The organism is Stenotrophomonas rhizophila (genome assembly GCF_003651185.1).
GTDB classification, from domain to species: domain Bacteria; phylum Pseudomonadota; class Gammaproteobacteria; order Xanthomonadales; family Xanthomonadaceae; genus Stenotrophomonas; species Stenotrophomonas maltophilia_Z.
In genome coordinates this window covers 1540060-1561862 of sequence record NZ_RCDC01000004.1, presented here as the reverse complement: position 1 = coordinate 1561862, position 21803 = coordinate 1540060, and the positions used below count along the sequence as shown (strand labels likewise).

The 21803-nt window shown below is 67.2% G+C and carries 20 protein-coding genes and 1 tRNA gene; 8 read left to right on the top strand and 13 right to left on the bottom strand.

What is annotated here, in order from left to right:
- The first annotated feature begins 1 nt into the window (after window position 1).
- The 4 genes from ybgF to BCL79_RS06945 all read left to right on the top strand — a co-directional run bounded on the left by ybgF (window position 2) and on the right by BCL79_RS06945 (window position 2567).
- Window positions 2-808, top strand: coding sequence for a tol-pal system protein YbgF (gene ybgF, locus BCL79_RS06960; RefSeq protein WP_121039131.1), 807 nt, complete (start codon window positions 2-4; stop codon window positions 806-808).
- Between the two features lie 131 nt (window positions 809-939).
- Window positions 940-1638 carry a 7-carboxy-7-deazaguanine synthase QueE gene (gene queE, locus BCL79_RS06955; RefSeq protein WP_121039128.1) on the top strand — a complete coding sequence of 233 codons (699 nt, stop codon included), beginning with the start codon at window positions 940-942 and terminating at the stop codon, window positions 1636-1638.
- Window positions 1639-1753: 115 nt separating this feature from the next.
- The gene (queC, locus tag BCL79_RS06950) at window positions 1754-2419 is read left to right on the top strand and encodes a 7-cyano-7-deazaguanine synthase QueC (protein ID WP_121039125.1); all 666 of its coding nucleotides are present in this window, start codon (window positions 1754-1756) and stop codon (window positions 2417-2419) included.
- Window positions 2420-2491: 72 nt separating this feature from the next.
- Window positions 2492-2567: transfer RNA gene (locus BCL79_RS06945), tRNA-Lys, on the top strand.
- A 371-nt stretch (window positions 2568-2938) separates the two neighbouring features.
- Here the strand turns inward: BCL79_RS06945 and BCL79_RS06940 are convergent.
- Window positions 2939-3313, bottom strand: a complete 375-nt coding sequence (locus tag BCL79_RS06940; RefSeq protein ID WP_121039122.1) for a DUF6713 family protein — start codon at window positions 3311-3313, stop codon at window positions 2939-2941.
- A gap of 100 nt (window positions 3314-3413) precedes the next feature.
- The gene (locus tag BCL79_RS06935) at window positions 3414-4862 is read right to left on the bottom strand and encodes a S41 family peptidase (protein WP_183073691.1); all 1449 of its coding nucleotides are present in this window, start codon (window positions 4860-4862) and stop codon (window positions 3414-3416) included.
- Between the two features lie 226 nt (window positions 4863-5088).
- Here BCL79_RS06935 and BCL79_RS06930 point away from each other — a divergent pair, with 226 nt between their 5' ends.
- On the top strand, window positions 5089-5559 hold the full coding sequence (locus BCL79_RS06930) for a DUF2383 domain-containing protein (protein ID WP_121039116.1): 471 nt from the start codon (window positions 5089-5091) through the stop codon (window positions 5557-5559).
- Window positions 5560-5780: 221 nt separating this feature from the next.
- On the opposite strand, the gene BCL79_RS20290 is transcribed toward BCL79_RS06930, so the two are convergent.
- Together BCL79_RS20290 and BCL79_RS06925 are read right to left on the bottom strand one after the other, a co-directional pair.
- Window positions 5781-5945, bottom strand: coding sequence for a hypothetical protein (locus BCL79_RS20290; protein ID WP_183073690.1), 165 nt, complete (start codon window positions 5943-5945; stop codon window positions 5781-5783).
- 203 nt (window positions 5946-6148) lie between these two features.
- A complete protein-coding gene (locus BCL79_RS06925) occupies window positions 6149-7075 on the bottom strand; it encodes a hypothetical protein (RefSeq protein ID WP_183073689.1) in 927 nt (308 codons plus the stop codon).
- A 160-nt stretch (window positions 7076-7235) separates the two neighbouring features.
- Between BCL79_RS06925 and BCL79_RS06920 the strand changes: the two genes are divergently transcribed.
- Complete coding sequence (locus tag BCL79_RS06920; protein WP_121039110.1) at window positions 7236-7907, top strand: lysozyme inhibitor LprI family protein; 672 nt, start codon at window positions 7236-7238, stop codon at window positions 7905-7907.
- A gap of 21 nt (window positions 7908-7928) precedes the next feature.
- Here BCL79_RS06920 and BCL79_RS06915 read toward each other — a convergent pair whose 3' ends face one another.
- The 3 genes from BCL79_RS06915 to BCL79_RS06905 all read right to left on the bottom strand — a co-directional run bounded on the left by BCL79_RS06915 (window position 7929) and on the right by BCL79_RS06905 (window position 10028).
- Window positions 7929-8594: a DUF3011 domain-containing protein gene (locus BCL79_RS06915; protein WP_121039107.1), complete on the bottom strand. Its 666-nt coding sequence runs from the start codon at window positions 8592-8594 to the stop codon at window positions 7929-7931.
- Window positions 8595-8742: 148 nt separating this feature from the next.
- Window positions 8743-9141, bottom strand: a complete 399-nt coding sequence (locus BCL79_RS06910; RefSeq protein WP_121039104.1) for a response regulator — start codon at window positions 9139-9141, stop codon at window positions 8743-8745.
- Window positions 9142-9263: 122 nt separating this feature from the next.
- A complete protein-coding gene (locus tag BCL79_RS06905) occupies window positions 9264-10028 on the bottom strand; it encodes a CPBP family glutamic-type intramembrane protease (RefSeq protein WP_121039101.1) in 765 nt (254 codons plus the stop codon).
- A gap of 153 nt (window positions 10029-10181) precedes the next feature.
- Here BCL79_RS06905 and BCL79_RS06900 point away from each other — a divergent pair, with 153 nt between their 5' ends.
- Window positions 10182-10478 (top strand): zf-TFIIB domain-containing protein, encoded by a 297-nt coding sequence (locus BCL79_RS06900; RefSeq protein ID WP_121039098.1) that lies wholly within the window; start codon window positions 10182-10184, stop codon window positions 10476-10478.
- 18 nt (window positions 10479-10496) lie between these two features.
- Here the strand turns inward: BCL79_RS06900 and BCL79_RS06895 are convergent, their stop codons facing one another.
- The 6 genes from BCL79_RS06895 to BCL79_RS06870 form a co-directional block, all read right to left on the bottom strand.
- Window positions 10497-11009, bottom strand: coding sequence for a GNAT family N-acetyltransferase (locus tag BCL79_RS06895; RefSeq protein WP_121039095.1), 513 nt, complete (start codon window positions 11007-11009; stop codon window positions 10497-10499).
- Window positions 11010-11109: 100 nt separating this feature from the next.
- Entirely contained in the window at window positions 11110-12177 is a 1068-nt protein-coding gene (locus BCL79_RS06890) for a copper resistance protein B (RefSeq protein WP_121039092.1), read from the bottom strand.
- Complete coding sequence (locus BCL79_RS06885; RefSeq protein ID WP_121039089.1) at window positions 12174-13967, bottom strand: copper resistance system multicopper oxidase; 1794 nt, start codon at window positions 13965-13967, stop codon at window positions 12174-12176. The genes BCL79_RS06890 and BCL79_RS06885 overlap by 4 nt, the downstream gene beginning before the upstream one ends.
- 104 nt (window positions 13968-14071) lie before the next feature.
- Window positions 14072-14467, bottom strand: coding sequence for a CopL family metal-binding regulatory protein (locus BCL79_RS06880; RefSeq protein WP_121039086.1), 396 nt, complete (start codon window positions 14465-14467; stop codon window positions 14072-14074).
- 94 nt (window positions 14468-14561) lie between these two features.
- Window positions 14562-16367 (bottom strand): DNA helicase RecQ, encoded by a 1806-nt coding sequence (recQ, locus tag BCL79_RS06875; RefSeq protein WP_121039083.1) that lies wholly within the window; start codon window positions 16365-16367, stop codon window positions 14562-14564.
- A gap of 639 nt (window positions 16368-17006) precedes the next feature.
- A complete protein-coding gene (locus BCL79_RS06870; RefSeq protein ID WP_019185151.1) occupies window positions 17007-17558 on the bottom strand; it encodes a Dps family protein in 552 nt (183 codons plus the stop codon).
- A gap of 96 nt (window positions 17559-17654) precedes the next feature.
- Here BCL79_RS06870 and hrpA point away from each other — a divergent pair, with 96 nt between their 5' ends.
- Window positions 17655-21758 carry an ATP-dependent RNA helicase HrpA gene (hrpA, locus tag BCL79_RS06865; protein ID WP_121039081.1) on the top strand — a complete coding sequence of 1368 codons (4104 nt, stop codon included), beginning with the start codon at window positions 17655-17657 and terminating at the stop codon, window positions 21756-21758.
- Window positions 21759-21803 lie beyond the last annotated feature (45 nt).

Here is a 21803-nt window from a genome sequence, read left to right as displayed (position 1 = left end):
GATGCGCTTTCGATTTCTATCGATGATCGTTGCGGCAGCCCTCGTGGCTGCCGCACCGGCCAATGCGCAGCGCCAGAGTCTGGCCGACCGCGTCGGCGCGCTTGAGCAGCAGGCGAACAACAACCAGTCCAACATGGACATGCTCAACCAGCTGAATCAGTTGCGTACCCAGTTGCAGGCCCTGCAGTCGCAGGTCGAGCAGCTGCAGCACGACAATGACCAGCTCAAGCAGTCCGCCAAGGACCAGTATCTGGACCTGGACAGCCGCCTGAACCGCCTGGAAGGTGGAGCCCCCGTGCTTCCTGCCGCCCCGGCCTCACCCGCGCCTGCCCCCGCTGCATCCCCGAAACCGGCAACGGCCGCTTCCGAGCGGCCGCCAAGCGTGCACGGCGATGCCGGCAGCCTGGCCGCCAGTGGCGATGAACGCACCGCCTACAATGTCGCCTTCGATTCGCTCAAGGCCGGCAAGTACGACGACTCGGCGCAGCTGTTCATGAGCTTCCTCGAGCTGTACCCCAACGGCGTCTATACCCCCAACGCGCTGTACTGGCTGGGCGAGAGCTATTACGCCACCCGCAATTTCCCGCTGGCTGAGGCGCAGTTCCGCGACCTCATCTCGCGCTACCCGACCCATGACAAGGCGTCCGGTGGCCTGCTCAAGATCGGCCTTTCCCAGTACGGCGAAGGCAAGGTCGACCAGGCCCAGGCGACCCTCGAACAGGTCGTGTCCACGTATCCCGGCTCCGACGCCGCGCGCACCGCGCAGGACCGTCTGCAGTCGATCCGGCTGGGTCAGCAGATCCGCTGAACCCGCTTGGGCCGCTGGAGCGGCCGGGCCCGGTATACTGATGGATCGCCAACCGGGCGCTGCCCGGTCTTCCGTGCCGGGCCATGCCCGGCTGTTGTCGTTTCCGAAGCCGTCCGTCAAGAATCACCGCCATGACCACGACCCTGTCCGCTGCCGCCGCACTCCCCAGTGAGATCGTGCAGTCCCCGTTGCCGCGACTGAAGATCACCGAGATCTTCCTGTCCCTGCAGGGCGAAGCCGATACCGCCGGCTGGCCGACCGTGTTCGTGCGCCTGACCGGCTGCCCGCTGCGCTGTACCTATTGCGATACCGCCTACGCCTTCCACGGCGGCACCTGGTGGGACATCGACGCGATCGTGGACGAAGTGCTGGCCCAAGGCGTGCACCACGTCTGCGTGACCGGTGGCGAGCCGCTGGCGCAGAAGCGCTGCCTGGTGCTGCTGGAGAAGCTCTGCGACGCCGGCCTGGACGTCTCGCTGGAGACCTCCGGTGCGCTGGATGTCAGTGGCGTGGATCCGCGCGTGTCGCGCGTGGTCGACCTGAAGACTCCCGGCTCCGGCGAAATGGCCCGCAACCGGCTGGAGAACCTGCCGCTGCTGACCAAGCGCGACCAGATCAAGTTCGTGCTGTGCAGCCGCGAGGATTACGAGTGGGCCCGCGGCATGGTCCGCGAGCACCGGCTCAACGAGCGCAGCATGGTGCTGTTCTCGCCGAGCAAGAGCGAGGTCAGCCCGCGCGAGCTGGCCGACTGGATCGTGGCCGATCGCCTGCCGGTGCGCTTCCAGATGCAGCTGCACAAGCTGTTGTGGAATGACGAACCCGGGAGGTAACGCCGGCTGCAGCGCTACGGCGCTGCGCATGCCATCGACCACGCCTCACCATCAGTAAAGACGTCCGGCGCGGGACAGCGTGCTGGTTCCCCGCAAACCACCGGAAACACCCCCCATGAAAAAAGCAGTCGTCCTCCTGTCCGGCGGCATGGACTCCGCCGCCGTTGTCGCCATCGCCCGCGAGCAGGGCTTTGCCGTTCACGCCCTGAGCGTGCGCTACGGCCAGCGTCACACCTCCGAACTCGATGCCGCCGCGGCGGTCGCCAGCGCGCTGGGTGCGGTCGCCCACAAGACCGTCAATGTCGACCTGCGCAGCATCGGCGGCTCGGCCCTGACCGATGACATCGACGTCCCGGAAGCGGGCGGCGAGGGCATCCCGGTCACCTACGTGCCGGCGCGCAATACCATCATGCTGTCCGTCGCACTCGGTTGGGCGGAGGTGCTGGGTGCCAACGACATCTTCTGCGGCGTCAACGCGGTGGACTATTCCGGCTACCCGGATTGCCGCCCTGAATTCATCCAGGCCTTCCAGACGCTGGCCAACCTGGCCACCAAGGCGGGCGTGGAAGGTGCGGGTATCCAGGTTCACGCGCCGCTGCAGTTCCTGAGCAAGGCCGATATCGTGCGTGAAGGCGTCCGCCTCGGCGTGGATTTCGGCCTGACCGTGTCCTGCTACAACGCCGACGACCAGGGCCGCGCCTGCGGGCACTGCGATGCCTGCCGCCTGCGCGCGCAGGGCTTCACGGATGCCGGCGTGCCGGACCCGACCCACTACGTGTGATGCGGGACGGGTACGCATGAGCGCGAAGATGCGTTAGAATGCGCACCCCCGGCGTCACGTCGGGGATGCAATGGGCCGTTAGCTCAGTTGGTAGAGCAGAAGACTTTTAATCTTTTGGTCGATGGTTCGAATCCATCACGGCCCACCAATTGCATCATGATCGAGGCGACCGCGAGGTCGCCTTTTTCATGCCTCCAGCGGGGCGCACGCGCCATGGGAGCTCAAGTCCGCGCTACCGAGCTTCATCACAGCGAATTGCGTCTTTCACTGAGACGCAGCAGGGCAAGAACCGATGCCTGTCCATCGCCCGGACGCGCACGCTGTACCTCCCGACCTTGAGCACGACATGCCGCTTCCCGGAGAACGCGTGCATGCCGGCGGTCGATCCGGGGCAGTGGAATGGCAATGGTGATCGATGTCCTGCAGACCGCCGTCGTCTTTGCGACGGTACTGTCTGTTTTTGCTCTCCTACTGCGCGCCTGGCATTGGCACACCGGCGCAGTGTCTCCAGGGTACCGGTCAGGCGCGTGGGCGTCCCTGCGCATCGGTGCGCAGCGAGCGCAACAGGCACACCGCCGAGACCAGGCAGGCTGCGATCACCGCCATCGACAACGGCAGGTGGAAAGCGCGGTGGCCGAACACGGCGAAGCCGAGGTGAATGAGGAACGTCGCGATGCCCAGCGCCGCGCAGACCATCGCAAAGCCGCGCGCCTTGCTGGTCTGCAGCAGCACGTGGCGGTAGCCGAGCAGCACCACGCCGATGGCCAGCAGGTTGAAGACCAGGAAGCCCTGCACGCCACCGGGCAGCAGGAATATCTCCCACTCACGCCAGAATGCGGCGTCGATCTGATGAAGGATCAAGGCAAGCAGGGTGGCGAAGTAGCGTCTTTCCATGGGACAGGCGATGCCGAAGGCTGCGGATCCTGCAGCGTGCACAGTGTAGCGGCGCTCACCGCGTGCCTGCGTGCCGGATTGGCTCCGCCGCGGCCCGCATTCAATGCAGCGCGATGTCGCCGATGAGCGTATCGACCAGCCGCTGCGCGCGGGCCCGTGCGCCTTCGCCACGACGCGGCGCGACCGGCAGGTCCGGGCGGATGCCGGCCACCTCGTCACTGCCATCGGCACGCAGGCGCACGCAATTCGGAACGCGCAGGCGCAGATGCGAATGGGGCAGTTCAGGCATCGCCTGCGCACTCATGAAGCCGCAGCCGTACCCTCCGCTGTGCGTCCCGACGATGCGCGCGATGTGGTTGTCCTGCATCCGCGCCGCGAACATCTCGGCGGAGGACGCCGTCTTTGCATTGGTGAGGACATATACCGGCCCCTTCCAGGCGCCCCAGTGCTCGCGCAGATCCTGTGACCAGTCCAGGCGGTGCGCGATGAGGAAATCATCGAGGGTGTCCACGGCAGGGCTCGGCAACGGGCCCCCGGAGGTACCTGCGGGCACCAGGCGCCGGCATGTGGGGCCGTTCCAGTCGTGCTGTACCCGCCAGGCCCATGACAGATCGCAGGCCGGCAGCGCCGTGGCCCGCCGCGACGCCTGGAACGCCTGCAGCTCCGTAGTGAGCAGCCTGCGGGCTGCGGCGTTGGGGCGGTGATTGCGCAGTGCGTCGTCGAGCCGCTCGTATTGCTCGTCCAGATAGGGCTTGCCGGCCGGGGACTGGCTGACCTGGAGCACGGCGGAGGCAACCGGCTGCGGGGTGAACAGCCGGGTCAGCGTATCGCCACTGTCGTCGCCCCCCGGGTTGTCGCCGACATCCACCAGCACGGCGTCCACTCCGTCCTGTTGGAAACGCCGCAGGCTGGCGGCGATCACCGCGACCCAGCCCCGGGCCAAGGTGCCGCGCATGTCGTCGGTGGAGTCCGCATGCCGCAGTTGCGGCCACAGCGCGTGGCAGAGGCCCGGATAGCGCAAGGCATCGAACTCATGCAGGCGCAGCAGACCCACCGTGTGGCCATCCGGCAGCGAGAGAATGCCGGCGCGCAGCACAGGATCGGCGTCGTCGTTGAGGGGGTGGTAACCGGCCAGCGTTTCCAGCGGCAGGCTGAAATCGTGCCGGCCTTCATCGGCCACGCCGAGCGCGGCACACCCTGCGCTCGCGCCCAGCGTGCGCGGGTCCACAGCAGTGGGCGAGGCCGTGTCGGACGCCTGTTCAAGCGGGTCGAGCAGGCTGAGGTGACCATCCTGGAACCCGGCCAGGAAAGTGCGCAGGGCTTGGCGCGCCTGCGTATCCGTACGTGCTTCAGCCAGCGCACGCTGCGCCGCGGCATCCAGTGCGGGAAGGTCCACGCCACTTTGTGGCGAGGCGACCCATGCCAGATGCGCGTAGTCCTGCTCCAAGGCGCGCTTGAGCGCCACATGGTCGGCCTGCCAAGCGCTGCGATCGAATGCCGGCGCGGCAACGGATGCCCCCGGCGCGGCGACACCCAGCATCGCGAGCATGAATACAGTGCCACTTAACCCTGCCATACAGCCTCCTTGCGACCCGGCGCAGTGCCGCACGGGGCAAGGGTGACGGGATCGTGTGTGCGATCGACTCCGGTCGATCGTAGCCAATGCGCGTGTTCCCCGGAAGTCCCGGTATCGCATCACGCTACCGTCCCCACGACGCGCGCACGATCAGGCGATCCCCGGCCACAGTGGGCCCACGATCCCACGGAGCGCTGTGATGAGTACCGTCCAATCCGGCCACGCGATACGCGAACTCAACCAGATCATCGGCATCGCGCGTGACGGCCACGACATCTACGCCAGAGCCGTCGCCGACGACGGGACGCAGGATCCGCAGTTGAACGCGCTGATGATGCGGATGGCTGCAGCGAAAATGCAGGTCATCGATGGGGTCACGCGGCTGGTGGGCGACGCCGGTGGCCAGCCCGCCCGCCACCGTACCCTGGCCGGCAGCCTCCGTGGCAGCTTCGGCAGGTTGGGTACCGTACTCGGGGATGCGGGCATCCAGTACGCCAGTGAGAGCCAGGCAGCTGAAGCGCGTCTGGTGAGGGCACTCGAAGTGGCCGCGCGCGATGGCGCACTGACGGCACATGCGCGACGAACGCTCAACGGCATGCTGCTGGAGACGCGGCTCGGTTGGGACGACATGCGCCAGGAGGTAGATGAGCTGCGGGGCCGGGATGCATAGTCACCCACACCCTCACCTACACCGTCCAGGAAGCACGCGCATGCGCAGCGTCGCGAATCAACAGCGTCACGAATGAGCTTCGTAGTGAAGTTCGTAGTGAAGGATGCAGGAGATTGAAGGACGCGAGACGTTGAAGGGTGCGGGATGGCGCCGAGTGCGCCTGGTCGCCGTCTGCATGTGAGGGCTGCGCGGATGCGCAGCCCCACCATGCGGCAGAGCGATTACTTCTGCTGCGGCTTGTTGCCTGCGTCAGGGGCGTTCTTGGTGTCCTGTTCCTGCTTCTGCTGCTTGGCCTGCGCGTCCTTGCGATCCTGTTCGGACTGCGGGCCTTTCTGTGCAGCAGCAGCATTTTTGACGTTGTTTTCGTTGTTCTGCATGTTGGACATGGTGTGACTCCAAGGCGACGTGATGTCGCAACCCCAGCGTGGACCTGCCGCTGTTACGCGAGGGTCGCACTGGGATGAGCATCGGGTCAGGGTAGTCTCATGACCAAGTGCTACACCGCGTGGGTGTGACCACCCACGACGCTGCGGGTCCACAACGTCCCTTCATCCGAGCCGCCGAGTTGGTGGACGCGGCCGTCGATGTATCAGGATTGGCAGAGTGTCCCGCAATGGTCGCTGCTGAACGCGGCAATGGCCTGCTGCAGGAGCGGAACCTCGCTTGGGTCCACCTGTTCCAGCGCTTCCTTCAACGCCTCGCGCACCGGCTGCCGTTGCGCGGGCTGCAGCATCTGCGCGTAAGGCGCCGCCGTCTCCGCCAGCGCACCGACCAGGGTCCGCTTCAGCGTGCTGCCCGCCGGCTGGGCACGCATCACCTCCAGCATCTCCAGATACTGGCGTTGCGCATTGCGGCGAAGGGTGTCGGTGCCGCCCGGTCCCAGACCGGCGAGCTCTGCGGGCGTTGCAACGGTCAGCCACGTATCCACCAGGGGCTGCATCCGTGCACCGCACTGCAGCAGGTACGGCAGCAGCAGGCCCAGCGGTGCCTGGAAGCGCTCGGCGTTGTGCTTGCCTTGGCGGGCCTGCTCGCCGGAATGGAGGAGCACGGCTGCTGGCATCGTACCCATGCCGAACTGCATCAACCGGGTGGACAGCGTTACACCGTACTGGCACGCGTTAGTCAGCAGACCCAGGTCCGCCGTCGCGTAGTCCGGCGCCAAGACGTCGGTCGTGTTGGTCACCGCCGCCAGCAGTTGCATGGCGCGTGGGCTGTCGAGCTGCTCCGGTGCGTTGTCGGCGTCGGCTTGCTGCAGCAGTTGCAGGTAATCGCGCGTGGCTTCGTACTGCGCCATGAACTGCGGCGGTATGTCATCGGCACCTGCGGGCGAGGCGACCAGCAACATAACGAGGAGGGCCGCGCCCAGCGGTGTCGGTGCAGGCGCACGCGCCGGCCATGCCAGTCGTCGCGTGAGAGAAGAAAACGGGCTGCCACTCATCCGGGGCATGGTCCTTGGATCGATTCGGGCATGGAGCGTAGGTGAGCCGGGGCAGGGCGGCAACCCGGTGCGCAGCATGCCTCGCCGGGGCATCCTGCGGGTGCCCGGCAATCGGTTGTCCTCGAATGACGGTGAGCAGAGATGCAGGCGTGGCCATGAGCGGTCTGCCTGTGCACACCGCAGAACCGCTTACGGGGGCACAATAGCCAGTCATTCGTTGATCGATGTTGGAGGTGCCATGAACCGTTTCGTCCTGCTGGGTGTGGGGGCGCTTGCGCTCGCGGCCTGTTCCAAGCCGGCGCCGTCCGATACCGCGACTCCGGCAGAGCCGGCCGCGCCGGCCCCCGCTGCCAGCGCGCCCGCCGCCCCCGACAGCCCGACCCTGCAGCCGCCGTCGTTCGATTGCACCAAGGCGCAGTCCCAGGCGGAGACGCTGGTGTGCGGCGACGCGCGCCTGGCCGCACTGGATCGCCAGCTGGCCGCGCTCTACAAGCGGGTGCAGACCAGCCCGGACGAGCTGGACATCGCGGCCGAACAGCGGGGCTGGATCAAGGGGCGTGATGCCTGTTCGCGCGCGGTGGATCCGCACCGTTGCCTGGTGGAGTCCTACCAGACGCGTCTGGTCGAGCTGACCCTCAACGCTGGCGGCATCCAGGTGCCGGCGAAGGTCGAGTACCGCTGCGATGACAACAGCAAGCCGGTGACGGCGGTGTTCTACAACGACATCGACCCGACCGCGGCCGTGGTCAGTTGGGGCAACGATCAGGCGATCGTGTTCCCGGTGCCGGTGACCCGTGAGGAAAACAACGGTGGCCGCTGGGGGCGCGAAGGTGTCGACCTGCGGATCCACAACGACCAGACCACGCTGGAGTTCTACGGCACCACGCTGCAGTGCCAGATCGCCAAGTGATGGCGGCCATCGCCGCGTAGCTCAAGGCACGCGGCGGTAACGCACCTCGTTCTGGCGGTCGCCCACCTCGGTGGTGACGAAGCCCTCGCGGCTCTGGCTGATGTCGAACACGCTGCTGCCGACGTTGAGCTGGCCGCCATTGACCCAGCCATTCAACGACTGCCCACGCGTCTGTGCGCTCATGCGGCCGTCGCTGTCGATGCGCATGCGGATGTCGGCGTTGAAGGTCGGGTTGTAGCCCTCGAACTCGCCGATCATCCAGTTGGGCACGTAGGACGTGTGGCGTGCGCCCTGGTAGTTCTCGTCGTCGTAGCGCGCGTCATCCTTGTTGGCGTTGTGGGCCAACGCGCCGAGAATCGCCGCACCGATCAACACGCCGGCGGCGACCTTGGCGTCGTGGTTGTCATCGTCATGGCGGTCATCGCGATCGTTGCCGCCGTGCACCCGGAACGAGGCGCGGCAGCCATCGTCGACCCACACCTCGCGGCGGTCGTAGTCCCAGTTGCGGCCCTGGCGGCAGTCCGCACCGGACAGTTTGCGGTCCAGGGTGACGTAGCCGGCGCGGGGCAGGGTGCAGGACTGATAGCGGTTGTCGCGGCTCTCACAGGTGACGAAGTCATCCGCGCGTGCGTCGTCCAACGGCAGCATCAACAGCAAGGGCGTGGCCAGCAGCATACGGAAGAGCATGTCGTCGATTCCGGCAAGGAAAAGGAGCGCGTCGCATCGTATGGGAAGCGGGAGACCCCTGTTCCCGGCACCGACGATGGCCACGCGGACATGAAATGCGGATGAAGATCACTGAGCTGCGCGCCCGGACGGCCGCCGGCGACTCGCCTCAGGCGCAGGCTGCCAGCGGGTGCTGGAAGCAGGCACGGATCGCGTCGAGCAGCTCGCTCATGCTGTAAGGCTTGGGCAGGAAGTGCATGCCCGGGCCGAGCTGCGGCACCACCACGGAGGGCTCCAGGCCCGAGGTGACCAGCACCGGCAGCCCGGGCTGTTCCTGCTTGACCCGATGCGCCGCCTCGATGCCACTCACCGCGCCCAGGCAGACATCGGTGAACACCAGATCGAAGCGCTCGCCGGCCTGGAGCAGGCCCAGCGCGGCTTCGGCGGAACTGACCGCTACGACTTCGCACACCTGGCTTTCCAGGGCCATGCGGCTGAGCTCACGGGTGTCTTCGGTGTCTTCGATCAACAGCACGCGGGGTTCGGGATGGTGTTTGGACAACAACATGGAGCGTGGTTCCTGCTTACCCCCGGACAGGGGCGCGCAAGTATCGCGGGGCGATGGTGAGGAGATCGTCGACGGCGCCGAAATGCCCGGTGAACCGGCCGTGCTGCCGGCGTCAGCGCGGGTCAGGCGAGGGCGAGTGAACGTTTTCGACGACGCTGCCAGGCCCATAGCAGCCCGACCGCCAGGCCCGCTGCCGAGAGACGCAGCACCGTCGCCGGCCAGCCGACGGCGGTCGCCTCGGTGATCACGAAGACGTTCCAGGCCAGGTTGAGCGAGACGTGCAGCGCCAGCCCGCTCCACAGGGTGTAATCGTCCAGCGTATTGAGCCCGGCGAACACCAGCCCGCCGATGCCGGTGATGGCGAACACCTGCAGCGCCATGCCGCCGCCGCCGCCGAACGACCACCAGTGGATCGCACCGAAGACCACCGCCTGCACCAGCGCGGCGGCCAGCCACGGCCAACGCTGCTGGCGGTGCGCGAAGATGAAGCCGAAGCCGCGGAAGATGATCTCCTCGGCGAGCGGGAACAGCACGCCGAGCATCAGCAGGGCGAGCAGGTCCTGGGTGGGATTCACACCGCCCAGCCACCACAGGCCGAGCCAGCATGGCAGGGTCGCCAGCAGGGCCAGCGCCGGGCCCTGCCAGCCATTCCAGCGCAACCCGAGCAGCGCGTGCAGGCGTTGCCCGGGACGCAGCACCAGCGCAGCCACGGCCAGCACCAGCAGCACGCCCAGGCCGTTGTCGAGGATGGCCCCGCCATAGGGAATCGGCAGCGTCGGAATTGGCGTGCCCAGCCACGCGGCGAGGTCGCGCAGATTGATCGACACGGCCAGGGTCAGCACCACCACGAAGGTGGCCAGCCAAGTGCGCAGGCGAAGGGACGGCATGGGACGCTCCATATCCAGGGACGGCGTGGATTGTTCGCCATTGCCACACCAGCAGCATGGGGCATAGGTCGGGGGGCCATCGGTCATGGCCGCGTTGCACCACGGTCAGGTGCGACCGGCTAGAGTGCGGCTTTACCCCTTGGACGACCGCCCATGCAATGCCCCGTATGCAAGACCCAAGCGCTGCAGATGTCCGAGCGCCAGGGCATCGAGATCGACTACTGCCCGCAGTGCCGTGGCGTGTGGCTGGACCGAGGCGAGCTGGACAAGATCATCGAGCGCTCGGCCGGTGCCGCCGTACCCGCGCCGGTGCGCGCGGCCGCACCGCCGCCGCCGGCCGCCGTGCAGCACCGTGATACCCGCCACCTGGGCCAGCAGCAGTACGGCGACCAGCAGGGCTACCGCAAGAAAAAGAAAGAGAGCTTCCTGTCGGACCTGTTCGACTTCTGATGTACGCCTGCGCTGCGCTCAGGCGCGGCGCAGGATGAATTCCCGGTCGACGCTGTCGCCGACCGGGAAATCGTATTCGCCCACCTTGCTGCAGCCATAGCGCGCATAGAAGCGCTGCGCACCAACGTTCCCGGACCACACGCCGATCCACAGCGTGCGCCGCTGTGGCTGATCGAGCCACGCCAGGAAGGCGTCCATCAGGCGCGCGCCGTGGCCGCCACTGTGGTGACTGGCGAGCAGGTACAGGCGTTTGAGCTCGATATCGCCCTCGGCGGCATCCGCATGGGGCAGGCTGTTGGGCCCTGCGGCGAGATACCCCACCACACGTTCCCCGGCTTCCAGCAGCCACGCCGCGTTGCGTGGATCGGCGAGCTCGTCACGCTGCGGCTCGACCGAATAGTGGCTGTGCAGGAACGCGTGCAGATCCTGCGGCGGGTAGGAATCGCCGAAGGTTTCGGTATAGGTGGCGATGGCGATCGCCGAGAGGGCGTCGGCATCGGCAACGGTGGCACGGCGGAGGGTCAACATCATGGCGCAAGGCAGGCAGGTGGGGCCGGCAGCTTACGCCATCGCCTGGGGTCGGCCGTGGTTCCGGGTACGTCGGTACCCGGAACCTGTCATGGCTGCTGGATCAGAACCAGACGCGCACGCCCGCCACCCAGCGGGTATCGCGCGCACGTTCGCCGGCTGCTTCGTGGTAGTCGGCGGTATCACCGAACAGCCGCTCGTGGCTGATGCCGATGTAGGGCGCGAAGCGGCGGCTGAACTCGTAGCGCAGGCGCAGCCCGGCCTCGAGTTTGTTCAGGCCGGCGCCATTGCCATACGCCGGCTCGTCCTTGGCCGAGAAACTGGCTTCCACCAGCGGCTGCAGGATCAAGCGGTTGGTCAGCAGCAGCTCGTACTCCACTTCCACCGTGGCCGCGAACTGACCGCCTTCGCCGACATACGCCGTGGCCGAGGTCTCGAACTTGTACGGCGCCAGCCCCTGGATGCCGAACGCCGCCCAGGTGCGCGACTCGGCCGGGCGGAAATCCTGCTTCACGCCGACCAGCACGTCCCACCACGGCGACACGCTGCGGCCGTACATCACCTCCAGATCGGCCGAGCCGGTGCGGCCGTCGCTGCGCTCGCCTTCGCTGCGCAGCCATAGCCTGTTGATGTTGCCACCCACCCAGCCGCTGGCCTCCCATGCCTGGCCGGTGCCGTGCTGGCCGTCCCAGTGTTCGAGGCGGTTGACCAGCAGCAGGCTGTGGATCTCCGGCGCATGCTCCATCGCGCCGTGGTCGATCGGCGGGAACGCGGCGAGGCGGTCGGCGGCGGTCACGACAGGAATCGGTTCGAGCGGTTCGGTAGGGGCAGCCGGCTTCGGCGTGCCATGGCCCATCGCGGCGTGGTCCATCGTTGAATGGTCCATCGTCGCGTGGTCCATCTGGCTGTGATCGGTGCTGCCATGGTCCATCGTCGCGTGGTCCATCTGGTTGTGATCGGTGCTGCCATGGTCCATCGTTGAATGGTCCATCTTGGTGTGATCCATGCTGCCGTGATCCATCGGGCGGTCATCCGCCGGTGGTGTGTCGGCTGTGGTTGTGGTCGGCGCCGTGGCATGGCCGGCATGCGACTGTGCCCAGGCCGGTGCGGCCAACGCCAGCAGCAGGGCGGCGCTCAGTGCGGACAGCGCGGTGAGAGGAGCGCGGCTCATTCTTCGATCCTCACTTCGCGCATCATGCCCGCTTCCATGTGGTACAGCAGGTGGCAGTGGTACGCCCAGCGCCCAAGCGCGTCGGCACGGACGCGGTAGGTGCGGCGGGTGCCCGGCGGCATGTCGATGGTGTGCTTGCGCAGGTGGAACGCGCCGTCCGCGTTTTCCAGATCGCTCCACACGCCGTGCAGATGAATCGGATGCTGCATCATCGTGTCGTTGACCAGCACGATGCGCATGCGCTCGCCGTAGGTCAGGCGCAACGGTTCGGCGCTGGCGAACGGGATGCCGTCGAAGGACCAGCTGAATTTCTCCATATGGCCGGTCAGGTGCAGCTCGACCTCGCGGCCGGGATCACGCCCATCGGGATCGTCGAACAGGCTGCGCATCGCGCCGTAGGTGAGTACGTTGCGGCCGTTGTCGCGCAGGCCGATACCGGGATCATCCAGCTTGGGCTCGGTGGCCATGCTCTGCATGTCCACCAGCGGGTTGCCCTGCTCGCTGGCCGGGTGACGCGGCGCTTTGGGATCGGCACCGTGCGCACCGTGGCCCATGCTGGCACCGCAGCCGCCTTCCATGCCCTTCATGTCGTGGCCTGCCATCCCGTTCGAGGCATGGCCCATGTCGTGGCCCATGTCACTCATGGTCAGCAGCGGGCGCGGGTCGCGGGCGGGAATCGGCGCCTGCAGGCCGTGGCGTACCGCCAGCGTGCCGGCGGCATAGCCGGTGCGGCCCATGTCCTGGCAGAAGATCGTGTACGCGTCCTGGCCGCTGGGTTCGACGATCACATCGAAGGTCTCGGCCGGGGCGATGCGGAATTCATCGATGCTGACCGGGTGGATGTACTGGCCATCGGCGGCGACCACGGTCATCTTCAGGCCAGGGATGCGCACGTCGAAATAGGTCATCGAGCCGCCGTTGATGAAGCGCAGCAGCACCTTTTCGCCACTGCGGAACAGCCCGGTCCAGTTGCCGGCCGGGGCGGTGCCGTTGAGCAGGTAGGTATAGGTGTGGGCGTTGACGTCGGAGATGTCGGTCGGCGTCATCCGCATCCGCCCCCACATGCCGCGGTCGGCGGTGGCGGCGGTCCAGCCGTCCTTGCGGACATCGCGCAGGAAGTCGGGCAGGGTGCGCTTGTAGTAGTTGTCGTACTCGGCGAGCTTCTTCATGCGCCGGAACAGCGCACCGGGGTCCAGGTCGGTCCAGTCCGAGAGCAGGATCACGTGCTCGCGGTCGGCGTGATACGGCGCCGGCTCGAGCGGGTCGATGATCAGCGCGCCGTACAGGCCGGCCTGTTCCTGGAACATGGAATGGCTGTGATACCAGTACGTGCCCGACTGCTTGAGGGTGAAGCGGTACTGGTAGGCCTCGCCCGGGGCGATGCCGTTGAAGCTCAGGCCGGGCACGCCATCCATGTTGGCCGGCAGCAGCAGGCCGTGCCAGTGGATGGAGGTGGGGTGGCCCTGCAGCGTATTGGCGACCCGGATGTTGACCGTCTGGCCTTCGCGCCAGCGCAGGATCGGCGCCGGAAGGCTGCCGTTGACGGTGATCGCCGGGCGGGTGCGGCCGGTGAAATTGGCCAGCGATTCGCCGATGCTCAACTGCACGTCGTGGTGGCTGAGCACCTGCGGGGCAGCGGCCAGGCCGGGGCCGGCGGCGGCGAACGCACGCGGGCTCAGGCCGGTGGCGGCCAGGCCGGCGACCACGCCGCCAGCAGCGACGCCCTGCACGAACAGGCGCCGCGACGGCATGGGCGGGGTGCCCGTGCCGGGTGTTTTAATGAAAGACATTGCAACTCCGGATCTGATTCGAATGGCACACGCGGTGCCGTCAACGCACGCACACCGGGGCATGCGCGCAGAGCATCAGGCAGGCGCTCGCAGCGCGCGGTGGATCAGGCGATCGGAGGGCGGGTGATGCGGTCCAGCGGGGGCATCGGCCGCGACGGATGCGCGGTAAGGATCGGCGCCAGCGACAACGGTGGCGGCGTGGCGATCCACGCGATCTGGACGGTCAGGCTGGGCTGCTGGGCGCAGCTGCGCAGGCAGTCCTTGATCTTGCAGTGGTCGCCATCATGCGGTGCCTGCACGCCGGTGTCGGCGGTGGCCATGGTGTGGTGATCGTGTGCGGCGGGCATCGGCGCGTCGCCATGGCAGGGCGGTGCCGCGCTGCCGGCCACGGCCGGTTCGGCCAGGGCCAGTGCCATCGGGCCGGCCATGGCCACGTTCAGCCCATTGAGCAACAGGCTGAGCATCAGGACGACTCGCAGGAGCAGGCCACTGGCGGACATGGGGCTCACCTTACTGCCAAACCCTGGCGGCCGCACCCGCGGCTGAACGCAGGGTTCAACTCTGGAGCCGGGTCTGACTGAACGCGCCGGGGCATCAGCCTTCCTCGCGCACGATCTCGACCAGGCGGTCGCCGTAGCGGGCCAGCTTGGTGCCGCCGATGCCACCGACCCGGCCCAGGGCGTCAACGCTGGTGGGGCGCTGTTCGGCGATATTGCGCAGGGTGCTGTCGTGGAAGATCACGAAGGCCGGCACGTTCTGCTCGCGCGCGAGTTCGGCACGCAGGCCACGCAGCGCATTGAACAGCGCCAGATCCTGCGGCAGCACCGACAGGCCGGTGCGCTGGCCGCTGCGGTCACGCTCGCGGGCGGCCTTGGGTGTTTCGCGCCGCATCATGACCTTGCGCTGGCCCTTGAGCACCTCGCGGCTGCCATCGGTCAGGCGCAGGCCACCGTACGCGCTGCTGTCCACCTCGAGCAGGCTGGAGGCGACCAGCTGGCGGAACACGCTGCGCCAGCTGCGGGCATCCAGGTCCTTGCCGATCCCGTAGGTACTCAGCTCGGTATGCCCGAACTGACGGACCTTCTCGTTGTCACCGCCGCGCAGGATGTCGATCAGATGGCCGACACCGAAGCGCTGCCCGCTGCGGTAGACGCAGCTCAGCGCTTTCTGGGCGGCGACGCTGGCATCCCAGGCATCCGGCGGCAGCAGGCAGTTGTCGCAGTTGCCGCAGGGTTGGGGATAGGTTTCCCCGAACCCGGCCAGCAGCACCTGGCGGCGGCATTGCATGGATTCGCAGTAGCCGAGCAGGTGGTCGAGTTTGGACCGTTCGAGCGTTTTGCGGTCTTCGCCGGCTTCGGACTGTTCGATCATCTGCTTGAGCAGCACGACGTCGCCGAGCCCATAGCAGAGCCAGGCTTCGGCAGGCTCGCCATCGCGCCCCGCGCGCCCGGTTTCCTGGTAATACCCTTCCATCGATTTGGGCAGATCGGTATGCGCGACGAAGCGCACGTCCGGCTTATCGATGCCCATGCCGAAGGCGATGGTGGCGCACATGACGATGCCATCCTCGCGCAGGAAGCGGCGCTGGTTGGCGGCGCGTACCTCGGCGGGCAGGCCAGCGTGGTAGGGCAGGGCGTTCATGCCCTCCTTGCACAGGAATTCGGCGGTTTCTTCCACCTTGCGCCGCGACATGCAGTAGACGATACCGGCTTCCTGACGGTGGACCTTCAGGAAGTCCAGCAACTGGCGCTTGGCGTTGTCTTTCTGGACGACGGTATAGCGGATGTTGGGCCGGTCGAACGAACTGACGAAGTGCTGGGCGTTGGTCAGGTCCAGGCGTTCGGCGATTTCGCGCTGGGTCGGCGGATCGGCGGTGGCGGTCAGCGCGATGCGCGGGACGTCGGGCCAGCGCTCGTGCAGGACGGTGAGCTGGCGGTATTCGGGGCGGAAGTCGTGGCCCCACTGCGAGACGCAATGGGCTTCATCGATGGCGAACAGCGCGATCCGGCTGCGCGAGAGCAGCGAGAGGAAGCGGCCGGTCAGGAGTCGCTCGGGGGCGACGTAGAGCATGTCCAGTTCGCCGGCGACCAGTTCGCGCTCGACCCGGGCGGCGGTTTCGCCATCGAGGGTGGAGTTGAGGTATTCGGCGCGGACGCCGAGCTGGCGCAGGGCTTCGACCTGGTCCTGCATGAGGGCGATCAGCGGCGAGATGACGATGCCGGTGCCGTCGCGGAGCAGGGAGGGGACCTGGTAGCAGAGCGATTTGCCGCCGCCGGTGGGCATGAGGACGAGCGCGTCATTGCCGGCGGCGACATGCTCGACGATCGCTTGCTGCGGACCGCGGAATTCGTCGTAACCAAAGATGCGGCTGAGCAGGTCGTGCGCGGGGCGGGAAGACATCGCGCTAGTTTACCTTGCCCAGGCTACGGGCCGTGTCCTCTGATGCCGGATCGGCGTGTAGGGATGCCAGGAGCCAAGGCATCAAAGCCTCAAGGCCTCAAAGGCAGAGGCTCAAAGCGCCGGGCGTTCCGTCTTACGGGTTTGGCGCGGTGTGGGTGGGCCTGCAGGACCCGCCGTGAACCCGTCCATGGGGGCTCGTAGTGCGCCATCCATGGCGCCCAACGGTCCTGCAAACCCACCCACACCGCGCCTCCGACACTTGGCTGGTGTCCTGAGGAGAGCCAGTCGAGAGGCAGCCAGAGCCAGTCGAGCGCGGGTCAAACGCACACAGGCGCCAATCGGCGCCTGTGGGTTGTTGCCTGTTGCATCTAGACGTTGCATCTCGACGGGGTGACTTGGCTACTTGCGGCGGGCTGCTTTGGCTTGCCCCACCGTCCATCCAGATCTGTCTGGCGAGTGGGGGCCAGGCCCTGACGGGACCGTCAGGGCGCCAAGGATGGCGCCCACGAGCCCCCAGGGATGGGTTTACGGCGCGTCCCGGCAGGGCCTGGCCCCCGCTCGCCAACACGGAGACCCCGTCAGCCAATGCCTCTGCCTTCGCTTTCAGTCAGCCAGCCAAGCCTGCCGCAACACAACCCCTTACTGCAGCAGCGAACGCAGCATCCAGGCGTACTTTTCGTGGGTCTGCAGACGCTGGGTCATCAGATCCTCGGTTGGTGCGTCGTCCGCATCGTCGGCCACGTCCAGCACTTTGCGCGCCGTACGGCACACCGCCTCGTTGGCGGTGACCAACTGGCGTACCATTTCACGCCAGTCCGCGCTGTCGGTCAGGCCCGGCTCCTCGGCGATCGAGGTCAGGGCCGCGAACTCGCGGTACGAGCCCGGGGCATTGAAGCCCAGTGCACGGATGCGTTCAGCCACGTCATCCAGGGCCGCCCACTGTTCGGTGTACTGGGTCTCGAACATGGTGTGCAGCGAGTTGAACATCGACCCGGTCACGTTCCAATGGAAATTGTGGGTCTTCAGGTAGAGCGTGAACGCATCGGCCTGGAAGGCCGACAGTCCATCGGCGATCTTCTTGCGATCGCCCTCCTTGATCCCGATATCGATGTTCGGGGCCGACGGGGCCGCCGCGCCGAGCTTCTGCTTGGCAGTCTTGGGCTTTGCCGGGGTCTTGGTCGTCTTCGCCATGGGAGAACTCCTTATGGATGGGATGAATCGGATGGCCTTCACAATAGATCAGACTACCCTTTCAGTAGTAAACAAAAGTTCTAAACGAATCGATTGATGAGCGCTATCGAAAAACCACATGCAGCACGCCTGGCCCAGCAGCAGGCCGCCATCAACGGGGCCATGAGCCGCGACCGCGGTCGTTTGCTGGGGATGCTCTCGCGTTGGCGGGCCAAACCGGCGGATACGGGTCTGGCGGCGGCGTTCGAGCAGGCCTTGCAGGCGTCCGTGCAGCGCCGTGAAGCGCGTGCGCTGAATCAGCCGACCATCACTCTGGACGAGCAACTGCCGATTGCGCGTGAAGCCGAGGCCATCACTGCGCTGATCCGCGACCACCAGGTCGTGGTGATCGCCGGTGAAACCGGCTCGGGCAAGACCACCCAGCTGCCCAAGCTGTGCCTGGCCGCCGGCCGTGGCACCGCCGGCATGATCGGCTGCACCCAGCCGCGACGGATCGCCGCACGTGCCGTGGCGACCCGCGTGGCGCAGGAACTGCAGTCCGAGCTGGGCACCACGGTGGGTTACCAGGTGCGCTTCACCGATCGCGTCGGTGACGATACCCGCATCAAGTTCATGACCGACGGCATCCTGCTGGCCGAGATCAGCAGTGACCGCTGGCTGTCCAACTACGACACGATCATCGTCGACGAGGCGCACGAACGCAGCCTCAACATCGATTTCCTGCTCGGCTATCTGAAGCAGCTGCTGAAGAAGCGCCCCGACCTGAAACTGATCGTCACCTCGGCGACCATCGACACCTCGCGCTTCGCCCAGCATTTCGACGATGCCCCGGTGATCAGCGTGGAAGGCCGCACTTTCCCGGTGGAGGTGCGTTACCGGCCGCTGGAAGGCGAGGGCGGTGGCGAGGCGGACGGTGGGCGCGATGGCGAGCGCACCGTCAATGATGCGGTGGTCGCGGCGGTGGATGAAATCACCCGGATCGACCCGCGCGGCGACATCCTGCTGTTCTTCCCGGGCGAGCGCGAAATCCGCGATGCGCACCAGTCGCTGGAACGGCGCAAGTACCGTGGCACCGACGTGCTGCCGCTGTATGCGCGGCTGTCGGTCAAGGATCAGGACCTGGTGTTCAACCCGGGCGCCAACCGGCGCATCGTGCTGGCCACCAACGTCGCTGAGACGTCGCTGACGGTGCCGCGCATCCGCTATGTGATCGACCCGGGTTTCGCCCGCATCAAGCGCTACAGCCCGCGCCAGAAGCTGGACCGGCTGCACATCGAGGCGGTCTCGCAGGCCAGCGCCAACCAGCGCAAGGGCCGCTGCGGCCGGGTGTCCGAAGGTATCTGTTACCGGCTGTATTCCGAAGCGGATTTCCAGTCGCGCCCGGAATTCACCGATCCGGAGATCCGCCGTTCCAGCCTATCCGGAGTGATCCTGCGGATGCTGCAGCTCGGCCTCGGCCGGATCGAGGATTTCCCGTTCCTGGAAGCGCCGGATGAACGCGCGGTCGCCGATGGCTGGCAGCAGTTGGGTGAGCTGGGTGCGGTCGATGCCGAGCGCCGCCTGACGCCGATCGGCCGTCAGATGGCGCGCCTGCCGGTGGACGTGAAACTGGCCCGCATGCTGGTCGCCGCGCAGGCCCAGGGCTGCCTGCGGCCGATGCTGGTGATCGCCTCGTTCCTGGGTATCCAGGACCCCCGTGAGCGCCCGCCGGAAGCGCGCGCCGCCGCCGACAATGCGCATGCGCTGTTCGCCGATGGGCGTTCGGAATTTGTCGGCGTGCTGCGCCTGTGGGACGGCTACCGCCAGGCCCACGAAGACCTGACCCAGTCCAAGCTGCGTGACTGGTGCGGGCGGCATTTCCTTGGTTTCCTGCGCATGCGCGAGTGGCGGGAGCTGCATCGTCAGCTGCGCGTGCTGTGCGAGGAACTGGGATGGAGCGAAGAGCCGGCGGAGACATCGTTGGCACCGTTGCTTGCCGGATCCTCGGCGCCTGCCCCGGCGCGCGATGACGAGGCCAAGATCAAGGCGACGCGTGGCCAGCAGCACCGTGCCGCACGCCTGGCCCGTGAAGGGAAATCCGAGCCGACCCCTGCCCAGAACACGCTGGCGCCGGTCAAGGGGGCCGATTCCGAGGCGCGCAACGCCTTCAGCGACAAAGTACGCGCGGCGGCCTACCAGACCCTGCACCGTGCCTTGATCGCCGGCCTGCCCACGCAGATCGGCCACCGCAGCGACAAGGGCGATTTCCTGGCGCCGCGCCAGCGCCGCTTCCTGCCGTTCCCGGGCTCGACCCTGGCCAAGCGGCCGCCGCCGTGGCTGCTCACCGCGACCTTGCTCGATACCCAGAAAATCTGGGGCCTGACCAACGCGGCGATCGAGCCGGACTGGGTCATCAACGAACTGCCGCATCTGCTGCTGCGCAAGCACTTCGACCCGCACTGGTCGCGCGCGCAGGGCCAGGTACTGGCCTCCGAGCAGATCAGTCTGTTCGGGCTGGTGCTGGCCCCGAAGAAGCCGGTGCACTACGGCCGCATCGCGCCGGGCGAGGCACACGATATCTTCGTGCGGCAGGGCCTGGTGACTGGCGAAATCAACACCCGTGCCGGCTTCGTCGCCGACAACCTCAAGGTGTTGGAGCAGGCGCGCGAAGAAGAGGCCAAGCTGCGCCGTGCCGGCATCGTCGCCGACGAAGGCTGGCAGGCGCGCTGGTACCTGGACCGGATTCCGGCCGAGATCCATTCGGCGATGGGCCTGGATACCTGGTGGAAGGCGCTGGCACCGGAGAAGCGCCGCGCGCTGTCGTGGACGCTGGCCGATCTGCTGCCGGGCGACGGCAGCGACGCCGAGCGTTATCCCAACTACCTGCCGCTGGGCGATGCGCGCTTGCCGCTGCACTACACCTTCGAACCAGGCGCCGACGAAGATGGCGTAACGTTGGAGGTGCCGCTGCATCTGCTCAACGCACTCGATCCGGCACGGTTGTCGTGGCTGGCGCCCGGCTTCGTGGCCGACAAGGCCGCCGCGTTGATCCGCAGCCTGCCCAAGGCGATGCGCCGCAACTATGTACCGGCACCGGACTTCGGTCGCGCGTTCGCCGAGGCCTTCGCCGAGCCGACCGCCGATGACATCCGGGGTGAGCTGGCGCGGTTCCTGTCCCGCGCGACCGGTGCAAAACTGGCGGCGACCGATTTCGACAACGCGTCGCTGGAGACGCACCTGCACATGAATCTGCGCCTGCGCGACGCGGACGGCAACGTACTGGCAACCTCACGCGATCTGGATGCACTGCGTGCCCGCTTCGGCGACCAGGCCGGTGACGCCTTCGCCGCACGTGCCGGGCGTGCGCTGGCGGCGGACGGGTTGCGCGATTTCCCCGCCAGCCCGATCCCGCTGCAGGTGCCCGGCGAAGCCGGCGTGCCGGCCTATCCTGCGTTGGTCGACCAGGGCGAGACCGCCGCGTTGAAGATCTTTGCCGATCGCAACGAGGCGCTGGAGCAGCATCCGCTTGGCGTGCGCCGCCTGCTGGAGATCGCGCTGGCCGACAAGGCCAAGCAAGCGCGCAAACAATTGCCGGTGCCGCCCAAAACCGGCCTGCTGTATGCCGCTATCGAATCGCAGGAGCGGCTGCGTGGTGATCTGGTCGATGCGGCGATGAACGCCGTGCTGGCTGATGGGCTGGGCGATATCCGCGATCCGGCCACGTTCGCCAAACGCAGTGCCGAGGCGGGCAAGGCGTTGTTCGGCGAGGCGATGGCGCGGCTGAAGCTGGCCGACAACATCCTCGCCCACGTGGCCGAACTCAAACCACAGCTGGAAGCGCCGCTGATGGGCTGGGCGCGTGGCAACCTGGATGACATGGAGCAGCAGCTTGCCGCCCTGGTCCATGCCGGTTTCCTGCGTGACACGCCGGCCGACGCGCTGGCGCAGTACCCGCGCTATCTGCGTGCGATGATCCTGCGCACCGAGCGCGCCAAGCGCGATCCACCACGCGATCAGGCCCGCATGCTGGAACTGCGTCCGTTCCTGGATGCGCTGGCACAGGCCGACGCACGCGGCCTGCGCAAGCGGCCCCAGTGGCAGGACCTGCGCTGGGATCTGGAAGAGTTGCGGGTCTCGCTGTTCGCCCAGGAGCTGGGCGCAAAGACCGGCATTTCGGCCAAGAAGCTGGCCCAGCGCGTCGCTGCGCTGCAGAAGGCCTGATCCGGCAACTGCCCCGTGCCGATTCGGCGCGGGGCGCTGGGGGGG